Annotated in this window: 6 protein-coding genes; 5 read left to right on the top strand and 1 reads right to left on the bottom strand. The window is 41.6% G+C overall.

Annotated elements, in window-relative coordinates:
* Window positions 1-46 precede the first annotated feature (46 nt).
* Complete coding sequence (cgtA, locus tag ACRRSQ_RS05540) at window positions 47-1,207, top strand: Obg family GTPase CgtA (RefSeq protein ID WP_440874711.1); 1,161 nt, start codon at window positions 47-49, stop codon at window positions 1,205-1,207.
* A gap of 534 nt (window positions 1,208-1,741) precedes the next feature.
* Here cgtA and ACRRSQ_RS05535 read toward each other — a convergent pair.
* Window positions 1,742-4,834 (bottom strand): TonB-dependent receptor domain-containing protein, encoded by a 3,093-nt coding sequence (locus ACRRSQ_RS05535; RefSeq protein WP_440874710.1) that lies wholly within the window; start codon window positions 4,832-4,834, stop codon window positions 1,742-1,744.
* A 380-nt stretch (window positions 4,835-5,214) separates the two neighbouring features.
* Here ACRRSQ_RS05535 and ACRRSQ_RS05530 point away from each other — a divergent pair, with 380 nt between their 5' ends.
* The 4 genes from ACRRSQ_RS05530 to ACRRSQ_RS05515 all read left to right on the top strand — a co-directional run bounded on the left by ACRRSQ_RS05530 (window position 5,215) and on the right by ACRRSQ_RS05515 (window position 19,201).
* Window positions 5,215-7,980, top strand: a complete 2,766-nt coding sequence (locus ACRRSQ_RS05530; protein WP_440874709.1) for a M16 family metallopeptidase — start codon at window positions 5,215-5,217, stop codon at window positions 7,978-7,980.
* A 203-nt stretch (window positions 7,981-8,183) separates the two neighbouring features.
* A complete protein-coding gene (locus ACRRSQ_RS05525) occupies window positions 8,184-14,567 on the top strand; it encodes a S8 family serine peptidase (protein ID WP_440874708.1) in 6,384 nt (2,127 codons plus the stop codon).
* Window positions 14,568-14,592: 25 nt separating this feature from the next.
* Window positions 14,593-16,173 (top strand): putative Ig domain-containing protein, encoded by a 1,581-nt coding sequence (locus ACRRSQ_RS05520; protein ID WP_440874707.1) that lies wholly within the window; start codon window positions 14,593-14,595, stop codon window positions 16,171-16,173.
* 10 nt (window positions 16,174-16,183) lie between these two features.
* Window positions 16,184-19,201, top strand: coding sequence for a putative Ig domain-containing protein (locus ACRRSQ_RS05515; protein WP_440874706.1), 3,018 nt, complete (start codon window positions 16,184-16,186; stop codon window positions 19,199-19,201).
* Window positions 19,202-19,543 lie beyond the last annotated feature (342 nt).

The following is a 19,543-nucleotide window of genomic DNA, read 5'->3' as shown; positions in this document are numbered from 1 at the left end:
AAGCATTAGTTTAGGTTTAGTCATTACACTGGAGTTGTAAAACACCATGAAATTCGTAGATGAAGTAGAAATAAGAGTCGAAGCTGGCGATGGCGGCAACGGCTGCGTTAGTTTTCGTAAAGAGAAATACATTGAATTTGGTGGCCCTAACGGTGGTGATGGCGGAGATGGTGGTGACGTATATCTTGTTGCCGACGAAAGCCTAAACACGCTAATAGATTACCGCTTTGAGCGTTTTCATCGTGCTAAACGTGGTGAAAACGGTCGTAGCCGCGATTGTACCGGTAAAAGCTCAGAAGCGCTTATGCTAAAAGTACCTGTAGGTACTCGCGCGGTTGATGTTGACACCGGCGAGCAACTGGGTGATTTAACCGAACATAAGCAAAAACTTTTGGTCGCCAAAGGTGGCTGGCATGGTTTAGGTAATACTCGATTTAAAAGTAGTACCAACCGCGCACCTCGCCAAAAAACAGATGGCACACCGGGTGAAATTCGTAACCTCAAGCTTGAATTATTATTGCTTGCTGATGTGGGGTTATTAGGTTTACCTAATGCCGGTAAATCAACCTTTATTCGTAGCGTTTCAGCTGCAAAACCCAAAGTGGCTGATTACCCATTTACCACACTAGTACCTAACTTAGGTGTGGTGCGTTTAGACAGCCAACGTAGTTTTGTTGTTGCTGATATTCCAGGTTTAATTGAAGGTGCCGCAGATGGCGCAGGTCTTGGTACACAATTTCTTAAGCATTTAGAGCGTTGTCGTATTCTTATTCACATTGTTGATGTTATGCCTGTCGACGGCTCTTCACCGCTAGAAAATGCGCAAACTATTATTAATGAACTTGAAGTTCATTCACCTAAATTGGCAGACAAGCCGCGCTGGTTAATTTTTAATAAACTTGATTTATTATTAGAAGAAGAAGCTAAAGAGCTGACTGATGAAATCGTCAAGGGCTTAGATTGGCAAGGCGAAGTGTTTAGTATTTCTGCGTTTAATAAAATGGGCACAGAAGAGCTTTGCGGTAAATTAATGGACTTTATTGATACCTTACCTGATGAACTTGAAGAAGCGACTGATGAAGAAAAAGCGGTCGAGTTTAAATGGGATACGTACCATGACGAAGCGATGTCGGATCTTGATGACGATCTTGACGATGAAGACTGGGATGAAGACGATTACGACGTAGAAGTTGAATATCGCCAGTAATTTTCATTAGCTAAAACCATACCGATAAAAGCCCAAGGCATTAATTAATGCTTTGGGCTTTTTTATGATTTTTATCTTTAATATCAACATAATTAATATGTAGTTAACCTAAACTTGGTTTAATAAATACTTCTCTAGCAACTATTTTCACTTACTTCCGCGTTAAATTTACTTGCAATACGCCCACATGGATGTGGAAGGTAGAGCGACGTACGAACCAAAGCCGTGACCAGCTATTGGCGCGTAAATTTGCCTTGAATTAAGTAAAACTAGCAAGCCAGAGGTTAACATAAAAATATGGTCTTATATTTCAATTGGTTAAATATATCTTAAACCGAGTTCAGGTTAGGCAAAAAAAATCCGATAACTAAACAGCTATCGGATTTGCGACCATAAAATAAAAGTTAAACCACTTTTCACAATGGTTTAACTTTTTTGGAAGGTCCGCCAGGGAGCCTTTACATGAGCTTTAATTTGTGAATTTAAGCGCCGTTGAACTATGGGTAATATCAACGTTCAACGGCTATCTATCCCCTAAAATTCGTAACTTGCGTTAAGGTACATTTGTCGACCTAAACCAGCGCCAGGGTAAGCTGAGGTGTTATACCAAGGTGCTTGGTGATACAAGTAACTGTCATCACTTGGTGCTTTTGCGTTATGTAAGTTGTTAACGGTAAAGCTTACGCGCCAATTGTCTCCGTAATACGACGCGGTTAAGTTAGCAACTACGTATGCATCTAGTCGACTTTGCGATGTTCTTGCTTGGCCGACAGTGGCAATTGCGTTGCCATCAACGTCAACCATGATGCCGCTTTCAGGATCTTCGATATAAGGGATGGTATTACCGGCTTCATCAAAGTATTGAACATTACCAAATTCATCACGCACTAAATCAGGCGAACGTGGGCCAATTGGTGCACTGTAACGTACGCTGTAAGTAATGCTGTAATCTTCATTTACATAAGTTAATGCTGCGGTTAATCTGTCTTGTGCTTCCATACTGTAAATACTGTTAGAAAACTCAATTGGTTGCTCGTCATCACCAGCGATATTGTCATATTTGGTTGACAATATTTTGGTGTGCGACAAGCGAGCACTAAATTGACCTGGAATCCAGTCTTCTAACTCAAAACGGTAAGCTAATTTGGTATCAAAGCCACTTTGTGAGTACATCGCTAGGTTAAATGGTGAAGTATCAATGTCTGAAATTTCAGTACCTTGACCATTTAAACCATCAGAATCAATGCGGTTAATCAGCTCATTTACCTTGTCACAACCATAGGTGATAATTTGATCGTTTGGCTCGTAAGCACAAACAAATTCTTCCCATAACAGGTTGCCTACGCTTGCTGTTTGTACTTGGTCGTTAATTTCAACGCTAAAGTAATCCCAAGTAACATCTAAACCGTCAATGGGTTCCCAAAATAAACCAATACCGTAAGACTCACCGGTTTCATTTTTTAGCTCGTCACTTGGTACGATATCAATATTAAACTGGGTACTACGACATGATGATAAATAACGGGCTGAGTCTGGACCATTTGCAAATTCCTCTGGCGTTACGCCTTGGCTAGCAAATTGCTCATAACAAGCGATGTAATCGCGACCTGACGAATAGCCATTACTGGTGGTGAATACCGACTGCATATCAGGTGCTTTAAATATTTTTGAATAACTGGCGCGCGCTAAGATATTGTCAGCAGGGCGATATTCAATGCTTGCTGCCGGTGTAAACTGACCTGATGAGCTTGAGGTACCGCTGTCGTAAGTATCGTAACGCAGGGCAAAGGTTGCATTAACTTGCTCAGAAATTGGAATATATAATTCAGCTGCAGCTGATTGGCGTGCTCGTTCACCGTTACCGGCAACAGCACCTAATCCGCGCCACGTGTTTCCTTGACCATCAAGCTTATTCTGCGCTCGTTGATCAGGAATATAGTCAAAGGTTTCATTGACGTATTCAGCAACAAATGCCGCTTGAATATCACCTGCTGGTAAGGTGTAAATAGAGCCTGTTAATTCAGCTGACAAAACAGTCGTACTGGTTTGGTTTTTGTTAGTCGCGTAACCAAACATGCTGTTAACTGCGCTTGGCGGCATTACGTCAAATACAGATAATGCACCGGTACCGTCGTAAACTTTTTCACCTAATAAGGTGGTGCCTGTGTCTTGACCTAAGTACAAAGCTTGCGCTTGTTCTTCTTTGATCCATAAACGTTTTCCTTCAAGCTCATAACGACTTTCAGTGGCATTTAGCTTCCACATAAATTCGCCAATTTCGCCTTCAAGGCCAGCATTGAAGCTCATTAAACGTTCATCAGTAGTGTTGGCGGTATCACCAATTTCATCGTTGGTAAAAATACGTTGAATTACGTGGTAGTCAGGGTATTTTAAGAAACTACCGTTAAAACCTTTAAATGGTAAAATATTAGGCTCTGAATATTTTGGCATTACCGCGCCAGATAGTGATAAATAACCGCGGTCACTTTTACCGGTAGTATCGGTTAGCATTAAGGTACCAAAGGCAGTAACATCTGAGCCAATATCGTAGTTACCGGTAACGATTAATGCCGCTTTGTCTTTCTCGTTTTGCAAGGTGGCATATTCAGCGGTATTTAAACCACAATAATTACCCCATGAGCCAGGAGCTGTACCTTCAACAGGTAAACGCTCTTTGTATTCCATATTCGGAATGTTGTCACAAGCTTCTTGGCCAGGATCAGTATAGCTAGGTAAATCGCTACCTAACATGTCGTAACCGTAACGACGCCACATGTCTAATTCGATAGCACCACCCAATAAATAAGGGATGCGACCACCAGAGTCACTCATGTCAATGTAAGGGTAATCGTTAGCATGGTCAAAAGCTTCACGATCTCTACCAAACACGGCTTCTTGTTTGAAAACCTCAGCCATCACGGTAATGTTACCGTCGCCTAAGTCAAAACCTGTGGTTAACTGCACACGACCCGACTCTAAATTGCCAGTATCTTCCGAGCCACCAATCATGGCTGAAACGGTCGTTTCTTCGATATTATCTTTTAAAATAATGTTAACAACACCGGCAACTGCGTCTGAACCGTAAATGGCAGAGGCACCTGTGGTAAGAATTTCAATTTGCTTTACTGCCGCGGCAGGAATGGTATCAACATTGAGTACCGTTGAAGAACCGCCATAAGGTTGTGGGTAACTTGCTAGGCGCTGGCCATTAATAAGCACTAAGGTGTATTGTGGACCAAAGCCACGCAAATTAAGTACTTTGGCATTAGGCGTAAAGCTTGCAGTATTTTCATCACCGCCAACAAGACCGGAGTTTTGCGATAAATCGGCTAAGGCATCAAAAACGGTAATATTACCGGCTGCCATCATATCTTCAGCTGAAATGATGGTGATTGGGTTAGCACTCTCTAAATCTGCTTTGTGAATGCGAGTACCAGTAGTAACAATGCGTTCAATTTCTTCTTCAGCTTCTTGTTGAGTGGTTGCTTCTGCCTGTTGTTGCTCAGAAGAGTTTAGTTTTCTTTCTATTTCAGCGGTTTGGTCCGCCCATGCTAGGCTTGGAACCGCTAGCACAGACAGCAAAGATGCACGTACCGCCAAGCTTAAAATATTTCGTTGAAATTTCATGTGATACAACCCTGGTTTCTTCATTTTTATTACTGGCTCTGGATAAAACCAATGCCCAGTTTGAACTTGCTACAGATTATGCGAACGAACAAAAAGAAAATGTGAAAAAGTGTTAACTATGTAACCAGTTGGTGAGGGGAGACTGTAGACGGTAGAGGGTAGCGTAGATGTTTATATAATCCTTTATTAACAATTAGTTAAATTTGATATGTTCTGCATTTACCTTTTGTGTGAATTGATAAGTGTAATTGGATTGTTAATACTTTAAGTGTTTGCATTGCTAGTTAAAGAATGGTTTAAAGCACACGAATGCTCAATATTACTTAATATCAATTTTTAATCCTATTCGCATATTAAGTAAAAAATATGGATAAATTATTATGTTTTCGATAAAAAAACGTGTTGCTCTAACACTTCTTGCTTCACAGCTTGCCGTTGGTTGTAGTTTAACCAGTGAATATATTGCTAGCCAAGGCCCTGTTGCAGCATCGCCTGTTTCAAGTGAATTAACGTATGTTAGAACGGTTGAAGGCATTGAAGAGTACCAATTAGCCAATGGCTTAAAAGTGTTATTATTTCCCGACCCTTCGCAATCAAAAAGCTTAGTGAATATTACTTACCGTGTTGGTTCAGTGCATGAAAAATATGGTGAAACCGGCATGGCGCACTTGCTAGAGCACATGTTGTTTAAAGGCAGTACCGCATACCCTGATGTAAATACGCAGTTTAAAAAACGCGGTATGCAAACCAATGCCACTACCTGGTCAGACAGAACTAACTACTTTGAATTATTCGATGCTAACCCTGAAACCCTTGCTTGGGCGTTAGGCATGGAAGCGGATCGTATGGTAAACGCTACCTTTACCGAGCCGCAGTTAAAAAGTGAAATGACGGTTGTACGCAACGAAATGGAACGTGGGGAAAATAACCCAACACGCATTATGCTTGCGCGTTTAAATTCGATGGGTTTTTTATGGCATAATTATGCTAACTCAACCATAGGCGCGCGCTCTGATGTCGAAAACTTCCCGTTTGAAAAACTTCGCGCGTTTTATAATACCCATTATCGTCCTGATAATGCGGTGTTAACTGTTGCTGGTCGTTTTGACAAAGAACAAACCAAAGCATTGATCGAAAAAGAGTTTGGCAAATTAGTTAAACCAAACACGCCAATTGAGCAATTATACACAGCTGAACCAACACAAGACGGTGAGCGCTCGGTGACCATTCGTCGAAATGGCGATTTGCCGGTAGCGGCGCTGATGTATCATTTGCCGTCGGCAACGCACCAAGATACGGCTGCAGTTGATGTGCTTAATCTTATTTTCTCAGATCGTGCCCGCGGTCGACTTCGTTCAAAACTTGTAGAAACGGGTGTTGCTGCGAGTGCCTTTTCATTCCCAATTTTGCTAAAAGACAGCTCACAGTTTTACTTTTTTGCTAACGGGCAAAATGCTGATAGCGATATTGAAAGTATTCAACAGCAACTTATTACCATGGTTGAAGGCATAAGCGAAGAACCGGTGACCGAAGAAGAAGTACAACGTGCCATTCGTACTTGGTTATCAAACAGTGAACAGCAGTTTACTGACGTTGCCCAAATTGGTATGGAACTGTCGGAATACATCGCCAAAGGCGATTATCGTTACATGTTTTACCACAGAGACTTAGTTGAAAAAGTCACCGCCGAGCAAGTTCAGCAAGTGGCGCAAAAATACCTTATTCAAAGTAACCGTACCTCAGGACTATTTATTCCAACAAAAACGCCAAAGCGTGCTGAGTTAGAAGCACCTAAATCGTTAAATGACGTTTTAGCTGGTTACAAAGGCAAAGAACAAGTGGTTGCCGGTGAAGTGTACGACAATACCGTTGCCAATATTGAAGCGAGACTAAAACAGACGACTTTAGCTAATGGCGCAAAAGTCAGTATTTATCCAAAGCAACTGCGCGGTGATCTAATTCACGTTAGCATGAACTTTCCGTTTGGTAACCTAGCCTCACTATCGTCGCAAGAAACGGCGATGAACTTTATGGCCAGCCAATTGTTATCAGGTACCAATAACTTAACTAAAGAAGCAATTGCCGATAAACTGGATGCGTTAAACACCCGTTTAATGATTTCAGCAAGCCGCGGCGAACTTAACGTTGGTTTTAAAGTTAAAAAACAGCACTTAAACGAAACGCTTGATTTACTAAATGAATTATTAACTCAAGCAAGTTTTCCAGAGCAAGAATTAGCAATTGCAAAACGTGCCTCGGTGTCAGCATTAGAAGCAAAACGTAACGACCCTGGTGCTGTTGCACAAGCTAATTTTATGAAAACCATTCGTAACTACAAAAAGGATCATCCAAAAGCCTTTTTAACGACCGATGAAAAAATTGCCGCCATTAACGCGGTAACGCGCCAAGACATGCAAGCCATAATGCAAAATCAAATAACCACAGCTCATGGAAAAATCGCCATTGTTGGTCATGTTGATAGCGAAGAAATCGTGGCTAAGTTAAATAAAGCGCTAGTGGCAATTGACTCAGATGTGCCGTACCAATACTTAACGATGTCGGTTAACGATGTAACAGGCAAAGTGGTAAGTACGCATATTCCAGACAAAGCCAATGCATCGTTTTACAGTATTCATTTGGTGGGTTTAAACACAGAACACCCTGATTATCCGGCCCTTAAAATTGCCACGTCTATTTTTGGTGGCGGTAGCTTTAATTCACGTATAGGTGAACGTATACGCGTGAAAGAAGGCTACAGTTATTCGGTTGGTGCAGGGCTTTCTTTGTCAGATAAAGACGATAAAGGTTTGTATTGGGCTTATGCGATTGCGGCACCAGAAAATATGGACAAAGCCATCGCCGCCTACCGTGAAGAGTTAGAAAAGGTTAAAGCACAAGGCTTTACTGAAGAAGAATTACAGCAAGCTATTGCTGGTCATATCGCTTCGGTAAATCGCAGTTGGGCTAACGATGCGAGTATGCCAAGCGTCTTGTTAACCGCGACGGATAAAGCACAAGGTTTAGCGTATTTTAATCAGCAAACACAGGCGATTAAATCGCTTGATTTAGCGACGGTTAATGCTGCGTTTAACAAATACATCGCCAATAAAGAAATGAACATCTTTAAAGCGGGTACTTTTGAGTAACAAAAAGCATTAAAACCCCACTAAGGCGCAGTTTATGCGCCTTTTTTTTCTTCCAAATTTAGTTAAAGCCATTGTCACTCCTGCGGTTTAACATTTTTTCACAATCTTTAACTCTTAGTTGTATTAACGTAGTTACTGGGAATAAATCTGGCTGCTTTTTTTAAAGCGAAAGTAATTATAACAAGAGATATAAGTTGTTATTTATGAAGATAACTAAAGTATTAGGGCTATGTGCCTCCGCACTCTATGCTGCTGGTATCTGCACTGCAGTTGCTAATAGTCATACTGGGCAGGAAACAGTAATTGAAGCGGTAAACCCACTCGGTTTACCATCTAATTCACCATGGGATACTGCACCATCGATATTGCCAGAGTCATTACAAAACCGTAGTGAGTTTGAACAAGTCGACGTGCTTCCTGCAATGTCAGCAAATAAACCTGTTTATACAAGCCGTATTACTGGCATGTACGACGATCAAAGCAAGGTTAACAAAACAGTTAACAAGCGTGCGAAGTTTATTGAAGAGCAAGACATTAGCGGCGAAAACGACTATTTTGTTGTTTTATCAGAGCCTGCTATTCCAGCGTACCAAGGTGGAGTAAAAGGATATTTAGCCACTAATCCTAAAGCATTCTTACAAGAGCAAGAAGCTGCAGCAGGTGTTAAATCAGTTCTTAGCAGCAACAGTAGTGTTAAAGGCAATACCTTAAAACGTTTGCTTAGCACTAGTGACTATAAAAGCCGTGTAGATGCGTATCAAAGTTATCTATTAAGTCAACAAGACAGTTTTGTGCAAGCCGCACGCACTGCCGGTGTTTCAATTACAGCGAAGCTGAATTTAACACATGCGTTAAATGCGATTACCGCCAGTATGACGCAAGAGCAAGCACGTACCTTGTCTCAACTATCTCAAGTACAATTTATTGAACGTGTTAAAACTTTCCAGCCACAAACGGTAGAAGTCAATAACAGCGGTAACATCTTAAAAAATGCACCGTCTGGCAATAACCATATCAAAGCTGACGAAATGTGGGCTGCTGGTTTTAAAGGTGAAGGTATTATTGTTGGTGTTGCGGATACCGGTATTAACACTGACCACCCGTCGTTCCATGATTTTGGTGGTGAACTTACTTATACCGACGACTCAGGCGTTGAGTGGACGACTGCCGATCCTTACAATTTTACCAACCCGATGGGTCAAGGTGTATACGTAGGTGATTGTCAAAAGGCAACCTTATCGCATTTGTGTAACGACAAGCTCATCGGTGTGCGTTCATACAAATCAATTACTTCAGTGTTAAATCAAGCTGAGTTAATTGAAATGGCCGTTGAAAGAGGCGCTGATATTAATGTTTATACTGGTACCTTAGGTGAAGGCCGCGGTGAAGATTATAATGGCCATGGTTCACATACTGCAGGTACTTCTGCAGGTAATGCCATCGCCAATGTCGATTATTTATTTAGACAATACAAAGAAGGCCCAGGTGTTGTTGGTTCAAAACAGCCTTTAGGTGATGCAAGTGGTGTTGCACCACGCGCTAATATTATTTCTTATCAAGTCTGTATTCCATCCACTATTTGGGGCGGCTGTTTAGCTGATGCCATGGTGCAATCAGTTGAAGATGGCATGCAAGATGGCGTTGACGTGATGAACTTCTCCCTTGGCGGTGGTCCGTTTGACCCGTACCAAAGTGCATTTGCACTAGCGATGTTAAATGCGCGTGAAGTGGGTATGCATTCTATTGCGGCCTCGGGTAACGCGGGTGTTAACAACACAAGTTACGGCGCACCTTGGATCTTAAGTGTTGGCGCAAGTAGCCTAGGTCGTCATGAATTTATTGAAAATAATGACGATCTTCGCAGTGGCGCTAAAATTGAAGCGATGCGAGATGGTGTTGAATATGACTTGTTAGATATATTCGGTTACGCGACAAGCATTTCAGGCACTGTTGAAGATGACAATGGCGAGCCTGTATTAACATCTATTATTCTTGCCGCCAATCATGGTGCTTGTATTGTTGGTGATTGTTCACTTCAACCGACCTGTGAACTTGGTGACGAGCTTATCGATGGCTACTGTTATCAAATGTGTAGTGATGAAGAGTTCAGAGATCCAGTATCACTTGAGTGTTTATCGTTAGACGGTCCAGATCCAGAGCGTGATCCTGAAACCACCGGTTGTAAATTTGGTGAAATATTAGAAAACGATAAATGTGTATACGATGATGAAACGATTAACGCGATTGAGTCTATTTGTGAAGGCAAAGAATACGGCATTTATGATGAACAATTTGAAGAAGACAATAACGGTTTAAACCACTACGCCTGTGAAGGTGTAACGCAAGCGGTTAGTCAATGTGTGAGCACGCATATTGGTAAATCAGGCGCTTCTGCAGGTTTATGTTGTTCGTACGGTGTTTACCCTGAAGTTGCCAGTGGTATTGTTGATAGAGCCGGTGAAATTGAAGATCCAATCGCAGGCGCTTGTTGTGCAGAAGGTAACTGTAACTACGTTTCAAACCAAACGCCTATCGCGATCGAAGAAGCCGGTGACGAATTTACCTCTAACTCGGTAAGCTCTGCTGCAGCGACTAGTAAAGAAACAAACAGTGCATCGACGCCAGTATCAACAAGTTCTACGGGTTCTTTTGCTGCTGAGCCAATTCTTTCGCGCTACGAAAATGATTACTACTGTGAAAACCTAGAAAACTGGCAAACATATAATGAAGCCACAGGTGAAATTGAAGATTTCTCATTTAACGGCAAAATCATCATGTGTGCACGTGGCAATGGTGGCGGCTTAAACATTTATGAAAAAATGTATAACGTTGCTGGTGCTTGTGACGTTATGCCAAGTGAAGACGAGATAGAAGAAGGTGTTAAGCCAAGCGAATGTGCAGCAGGGGCTATTTTATACAACGATGACAGGGAATACAGTGGTAACAATTTATATACTGTAGCTGCTCCAATTCCTTACATGCACATCAATAACACAACTTGGGTTTCGAAATTTAAACCATTTATGGAAGAAGGTGAAAACCATCAAATTATAATGCCAAGCACGTATCGTTTGATTGGTTCTGATCCATCTATGTTAGATCATATGGCTGGTTTTAGTTCATACGGTCCACATTGGTATAACCCTAATATCATGTCACCTATGGTTACTGCGCCGGGTATGAATATCTATGCTCCTTGGTCAGATCAAGCTTACTTTGGTATCGGCAGTCAATCGTCAGATTGGACTTTTGAAACGGGTACTTCAATGGCTGCGCCTCATGTAACGGGTGCTATGGCATTAATGGTTCAAGCGCGTCCAGATTGGTCAGCTACTATGCGTGACTCGGCAATGATTTTAACGGCCCGTCGTGCGCAATGGGGATTTGTTTCAATCTCTGAAGCTGAATATGACCCAAATAACCCAAATCACTTTAGGTCTGAAAGAGATAACATCTTGGCGTACGATATTGTTACGGGTAAACCAATTCGTGATGACAATGAAAACTATGAGAGCACTGGCTTTAGCTTTTATATGAAACGTGTACCAACCGATTATAACCACGGTGGTGCTGGTATAATTGACGTTGATGCAGCGTCAAAAGCGAGCTTAGTGTTGGATGAGTCAGTTGAAAATATGCGCAACGCAGACCCAGCAGCGGGTGCCGATGTATCTCAGCTAAACGTTCCATATTTATTTAATGCTGAATGTCCTGCAGAATGTCACTTTGTTCGTACTTTTACTGCAACAGTTGATGGTACTTGGCAGGTAAGTACTAGCACAGGTGAACTTTCAGTTGAGTTAGAATCGTCAGTCAGTGAATTCTCACTAAAAGCGGGTGAAACTCAAACGATATTCTTTACTGGTCGTGTCGATCGCTCTGTAAGCAAAGATACCGACGGTGGTGGCTTTGTTTTTGGTGAAGTTCAAATCATTCCACAAATGCCGAACACGCCGGAGATGAAGTTAGCAGTAGGTTTATCATTAGCAGACCCTGCAATTCCAGCGGTAACGGTAGGTAAAGCCAATACCAATATCGGTCAATTTCCTGTGACCATCGCTTCTGATATTGATGCGGATGAATTAGACGCAAGATTGTACCGTTCAAGTAACTTATCGTATGTTGAAACGGTTTCTGGCAGCGAAGTATCGCAAGGTCGACATGGTATTGTTGAATTAGCGAATACCAATGCGGGTGGTACTTGGGTTGGTCAAGCAAAGTTAGCCCTTAACGATACTTACAACTATAGCTTAGTTTCTGGTGATGATTTATCTAAAGCCACTTCAGTTAAGCTGCTTTGGGTAGATGTGCCAGAAGGTACAAAAGTATTAACCGCTGACGTATTAGAGCGAGTATTTTCAAGCCACAGTGATGAAGGTACGCCGCAAGGCAGTATGTTTAACGGCATGATGCACGTTATTATCGGGCGAGATATCAACTCAGATATGTTGCCAGACTTTTCTAGTGAAGGTATGTGTTGGTCGGGTTCAGAAGCGGGTAATAACTTCTGTCACATACACGATCCTAAGCCGGGTAAATACTGGGTATTTTTAGAAAACGTGAATCGCGTAGGTGAAACCTTTAATGCGGGTCAGTACGACATCCACAATTATGCTATTTCAGTAATACCAGAAGACTCTGCAACGGATATGGTGTTAAGTGCACCAAGCTCGGTAGACGGTATTTATGAAAGCACTTGGGATGTAGTTTACGATGTTGATTTAAATAACGGCGACGCTACTTTCGCTTACATGGAAGTGGGTTCTCGTGAAAACGAATCTGATATTGGCACTATGGTATTAAGGTTAGATAGAGCAAGCGATATTGTTACTATCACGCCACATAGAAGCAATATGGCTGCCGGCGGTTTTGTTTATCTAGACATCGAACTTGCTGCTAACCATACCGGTTACGGTCGTGACTTCGAAATAAAAGTCAGTGCCGATGAAGATGGTTTATATCAATATGCAACGGGCACACTCGGTGGTGACGGTCGTTTTATTCAATACGCCGATGTAACCTACGATAGCTTTGTTATTGGTGGTGTTCAGCCAAACACTTATCGCTGGGCAAAACGTTATGACATGACAACTAACCTGACACAAGAAATGTTGCCAGAAGATGTTGACTATCAAAGCCACCCACTAGCGAATACTTACGACCCATACTGTCGTACCCACATTAATAGCCAATATTATGATGGTGAATCAAGTAACTATGGTTATTTAGATATTGCACGAGTACCGAACTCATGGGGCTTAGTGAATTATGGTGCCCAGTATGGTTCTGAAAGTGAATTAGGTATGGGCCGTTGGAGCGAAAAAGTCTATATGGATACGCAAAAGGCGTTTGCATTTGCCGCCGATGCTGACTTCAACACCCTTAACGCACCAGCAAGCTTTACCGAACTACGCTTTAGTCAGTTAGGTTTTGTTGACGCCGGCTTAGATGCTTTCAACGGGCAAGCGTCAATTAATATGGCAGGTTACTTTGGCCCTAACTTCCAAACATGGCCTGAAATACGCCTTGCGCCATTACATAAAGCATCGCTTGACCATCAATTACGAGTGATTAAAAAAGATCCTGAAAACTTCACCGATTTAACCAAGCCTGAGTTGTACCAAGGTATGACAGTAACTGGCTTTAGTGGTCAATATAACCGACTCATTTTAATGGAATGGGACAATGCGTATACCTTAAAAGGTAATACTTTCTTGGAAGGCAGCGAAGGTGTTCGCGCAGATGATTCATACGATTTCCAAGTATGGATTGATCTTGAATACAACAACTTCCTTGGTCATAAAGAAATTGTGTACGCTTACGACAATTTAGACATGTTAGACGGCAGAGGTAGTGTTGGTGTTCACGGCTTTAGTGACTATCGCGCGCGTATGGGACCAATTGGTGGTTATTACAACCAATCAGCTTTATTCAATAACCTTGATGAAGGGTTAGTTGACGGTTTGTTAATTTGTTTTGATTATGTTGGTCCAGAGTACAGTGAAACTCAATTTAATACTTGGGTGAAATTAACTGAAAAATCTGCAGGTCAAACCGTTGATATAAAAGTAGATGTTAGCATCGATGGTGTGACTCAACAGTACATAGTACCGATTGAAGTTAGTGAGAACATTAATGCGCCACAAACGTCAACGATTACCTTAAAACAAGGTGAAACGAAAACGGTACCTTTAGCATATTCAGATTTATCGAATACTGCTAATGAAGTTTTCATTGAAAGCCCAGACGTTAAAGTAACCGCCTTAGGTACACAACCGGGTGATGACTTAGTTATTAATGCGACGTGTTCAAACTTCCAAGGTTCAACACAAGCAAAAATTCGTATTCAAGATAGCAAGTACTCAACTGATGCAGCTGAGCAAATTTTAAATATTGAAGTGTTGCCAGTAGAAGGTTTTGTACCGCAAAACTGTCCATCAGAAGAAGTTGCAAACGAGCCACAAGAGAAGGCAAGTTCAGACTCTAGCGGCGGTTCAGCGGGTATTTTCTTACTATTAATGTTAATTGCTTTAGTTACTGGTCGCCATTTGGCGAGCAGTAACTCGCTTCGCCACATTAATAAATAGTATCGAACTTTTTCAAGGGTTTAACATGACAATGAATCATTTTATTAAAAAATCAAGTGTCGCTGCTATTGCGCTCGCCCTTACTGCCTGTGGCAGTGATGGCGGCACCAAAGATAATGCGCCGACCGTATCAAACAATCCTGTGCCTAGCGCACAGGAAATGGAATTCTTTGAATATCGTGTTCGTGCGATTGACATTGACCAACAAAATTTAAGCTTTTCTGTATCAGGTTTACCTGAATGGGCTTATTCAAAAACCGAAGTGGTTGCCGCTTCTAGTGATGACAGTAGCAGTAGTGCTACGCCAAATACGGCTACCGAATTAGTCATTTACGGCACACCTAGCTATGATGATGCCGGTGTTGCAACCGTTTTTGTTAGTGTTTCAGATGGTGTTAATGAAACGCATGCTGATCCTATTCGTATTGAAATTGAAAATACTAATAGAGCGCCAGAGCTTAACCCTATCGCCAATGTTTTATTTGACGAATTATCACAGGTGTCAGTGGATATTTCTGCAGTCGATGCCGATGGTGACGATGTAGATCTTTACGTCTATGGCTTGCCAGAGTGGCTGTCTTTTGACGCAGAAACTCAAACAATATCTGGGTATGCTAATTGTGAAGCCTCTGGGCGCTTAGATGAAATTATCGTGCAAATGTACGATGGCCATGAAATTGTCGAAGACGATACGGTATTTCTTAATATCCAAGACACAGTGCAAGAAAGTCGTTGTTTTTCAGGCAAGGTACTTGGCAAAAGCTACCTAAGTAACGCACTCGTTTATCTTGATGCTAACAACAATGGCATTGCAGACGAAGATGAACCTTCAACTCGCTCAGAAGAAAATGGCAGCTATACCTTAGTTGTTAATGATTCTTATATTATTGAAATGGAGCGTCCGGGGGAAGATACATCTGAAGAAGATGAAGACGAGGAAAACACCAATACTCAAATCTACGACAACTACGTTAAGTACCCGAATATTCGCGTTTATTTAGACAGTAATACACAAGATACTTATCAAGCCGGTGCAGATGAATCTTACCAAGCACCAGACTTTTTTGTATCGCCAGTGACACTAACTGCAGATCCTATCATGACGGTTCCCCATGTAAGGCACCCTCAAACCAATGTTTGGATCCCAAAAGTGACGGTGGTTGGTTATAACATTTCACCCTACACAGACGCGAGCTACCAAATTTTTACGGCAAAACAAGCGGCTAATGATGCAGCTAATGAAGCCAAATTAGCGGTAGATCCTGAAGCCGAATATTACGATCTACCTCTTGTTGGGGCGTTAAGTGAAAGTCGCACAGAAATGCTAGATAACTTCCTGACATTGTCTGAGACTCGTGACGATATTGATCTGGTCACTAAAAGCGATATGGACGCGATGTCAACTGGCTCATTGCGTGGTTATGAAGAAGTAATACGTGCAATGTATGGCGATTATATTGCGCGTACCCATCCACTTGTTCTATCACATTACCCTACACAAGTAGGGAACGAAATTTATCATTCAATTCAACAAGCTGGCCATGTTGTTGTTTCGAATAAAGATTCGTTAGCCGCTTCACAAGCAAATGATAACTCAGGAAATTAGGGTTAAAAATATGAGTATAAATAAAATTGAATTTGCTCGTCGCACACTACTTTCAAGTGTTATCTTGACCGCATTAGCGGGCTGTGGAGGCGACGATCCAGAAAAAAATCTAGAACCTACAATAACGGGTTCGCCGACAGAAATGGTATATGAAGGGCAAGAGTATAGCTTTGTACCGACATTATTTGACTATGAAGGTTCATCGTTAACAGTAAGCACAACTGCTGACTTACCGTCATGGTTAAGTTTAAATAGCTCGACTGGTGAGCTAAGTGGTACGCCAGGTTATGCTGATGCAGGTCTTACTGAAAATATTGTTTTAACCGTATCAGATGGCGAACTAGAAACCAGCTTAAAAGCGTTTAATTTAACGGTAGTTGACGTAAATCGCCCGCCATTTGTTAACGAAGAAAAAGATTACAACTTTTTTGTTGATGACGGTGAAGTATTTGAGCTTTTCCTGTCTGACACCGTTGAAAATTTTGTACAAGATCTTGATGGCGACGAAATTACCTTTAGCGTTAACCAGTTGCCAAGCTGGGCGCATTTTGATGAAACAACCGGTGCCATAACGTCTTACGACCCACAAAATTATGATGCTGAAAACATAACAGCTGACGATGTTGCTAGTAGTGATTTGTTATTCGAAACCACGGCAATAAAAATGTACGTGAGTGATGGCAAAAGCAGCAAAGTATTAATTACTAATATCAATATTGCAACGCGAAAGTCAGTTACAGTAAACGGCTCATTAGTCACTGATGCGCCATTTGCCGGTGTAGAAGTTTATTTTGATTTAAACAATAACCTTCGTCATGACTATCAAGAACCTGCTGGCATTACTGATGCAAATGGAGAGTTTAGCTTTGTTGTTCAGGGCAAAGATGCCATGACAGCACCACGCGCAATTTTTAGAGCCGATTTTGACCAAGGTTCAATCGAGTGGCCTAACTCAGCAACGTTTGAACAAGCTAATGTCACTTTATTGTCTTTACCATTTTTGGATACAACTATAGAGGATGGTTCATTCACGGCCAAAGCCTTGATCACGCCATACACTAATTATATTGCAAACGAGAATGCCGCCTACCTGCGCAGCTTTTACCTTGGTGCTATGGATCAAGATGCGTTGGTCGAAAGTAACAATGAAGTTTTAGATGAATACCTAACCAGTATTGATGAAATATATGCTTTTGAACGCAAAGGTTCACAAGACTTATCGAAAGTTCGAGCAGCATTATTAGCGAACTTTCTTGATCAAGAGACGACGGAAATTAGTGATACAGAAGCTGAGCTACTGTTAAATGAAGCACGTTACCTCATCAGTCAACTTCAAATGGAAACTGATACTCGCGATACCAACGGCGATGGCATTAAAAACTTTGAAGATGATGATATGGACGGCGACGGCGTTAAAAACGACGACGATGAATTACCGTTAGATCCAACCGATCATGAAGACTTTGACCGTGACAACATCGGCAACGCGACAGACGAAGACGATGATAACGATGGTACACCTGACACTGAAGATGCTTACCCATTAAACCCTAAACGTACGGTATTAGATACCGATGGCGACGGCTACGCTGACGATGATGAAATAGATAACGGTACCGATCCGCTTGATGCTGAAAGCGTGCCAGCTGATTTAGATGGTGACTGGATTTCTGACTTAAACGATGATGATATTGACGGTGACGGTACACTTAATGCTGACGATGCTTTCCCTCGTGATCCTACGGAATGGCAAGATTCGGATAACGATGGCATCGGTAATAATGCCGACCTTGATGATGATAATGACGGCGTGCTTGACGAAGATGACCCATATCCATTCAACGGCGAAACTTATGCTAAGTTCATGCTAAACACCAAGGCATTGCCTGAAGCTTATACCGCATGTTTTGCAGATTACAGCGGTGAAAGTGATGTTGATTTAAGTGAAGAGCAAGCTAACCCGGTGTTAAGTTGTATTGATATCAACGGTGAGCTTACTCAAGCAGTAACCTATAACTATATCTCTGAAACTGATATACCTTTTGAGCACGATGCACAAATTGGCTATGACTTTTTTGGCGGAAGTGAATGTGTATTACAAAATGATGCTATTCGCTGTTACAGCGGTGATTTGTATGCAAATGGTGGTCAAGATGACTGGGCAACTCGAGAGCCGGTTGTTAGCCAACCTAAACTCATTGACGTTGCGCAATTTAGGTTATGTTTTGCTGATTTAGGTGGGGTTAAGTGTTTGGGTAACGATGAAATCACTTCAAATTACTTAAGCGAGACCAATATGACCAATGCTAAATATTTAGGGTCAGGTCCTCAACATACCTGTGCACTAGCTGGCAGTGAAGTGCGCTGTGACGGTCTTGACACACCATATAATTTAGATGAAGTGCCTAATAGCATTAGCTTTAATAACCCTATTGATATGTTCACTAATGCAAATTTCACTTGTGTATTAGATGAAGATGGCTTGCAGTGTTGGGGCTCTGAATATGCTTTTGCTCATTGTAAGGATATTGATGGTTCAGGCAACGTTTATAGTATGCAATGTATGGGAGATAGCAGTTTCTTTGATGATGATGGCTATATTATCGAACACGGTGATGAGCGTCCTATCAAAACGATAGCAATGGAAGACGTTACCGCTATTGATATGAACTATGAAACCGGTTGTTTAGCAAATACAGAAAACGGACTTACTTGTTTTGGTAAAGGTTTTGACGTACCTCTTGAAAACCTGACAGAAGAAGCACCAGAGCCAGTTTTATATACAATGCCAACATTAACCAATGTTACTGATATTGTTGTTAATCGTTTTGATATATGTGCACTAGCTGATGAAGGGCTAGTATGTTTTGGTAACAATTCCACCAACTCTTCAACATTAGGTCTAGGCAAAGTATTTAATCTAAGCCGAAATGACAGCATGTTATGTGCGCATGCTGAAAATGGTACCTATTGTATGTCTGATACTTACCAAGGTTTTATCGAAGACCTATTACCTGAAGAAGAATAAACTGGTGACAAGTTTAATACAGAAATAAAAGTAGGAACAAAGGGAAAAAAAGGTGTCGGTGACATTAGTTTGAAACTTCAATTAAGGCGACAAGATTGCGGTTTTATTTGAAAATATGTCACCACCCCTTTCAACTTTATTAGCGTAAAAGGCCGACAGGAAACTGTCGGCCTTTTTGTTTTTAGGTAAAGTAACAAAAGGGGTCGGTGACATTGGTTTGAAGCTTTAATTAAGGTGGCAAGATTACGGTTTTATTTGGATATATGTCACCGACCCCAATAAATGTTGGAGTTTGAATAGGGGGCAGTTTAACAAAAGGGGTCGGTAACAAAAGGGGGCGGT

The sequence above is a fragment of the Thalassotalea sp. PLHSN55 genome, assembly GCF_052030545.1.
Taxonomy (GTDB): Bacteria; Pseudomonadota; Gammaproteobacteria; order Enterobacterales; family Alteromonadaceae; genus CANMXU01.
The sequence above is the reverse complement of the archived record's forward strand: the minus strand, read 5'-3'. Positions and strand labels throughout refer to the sequence as shown.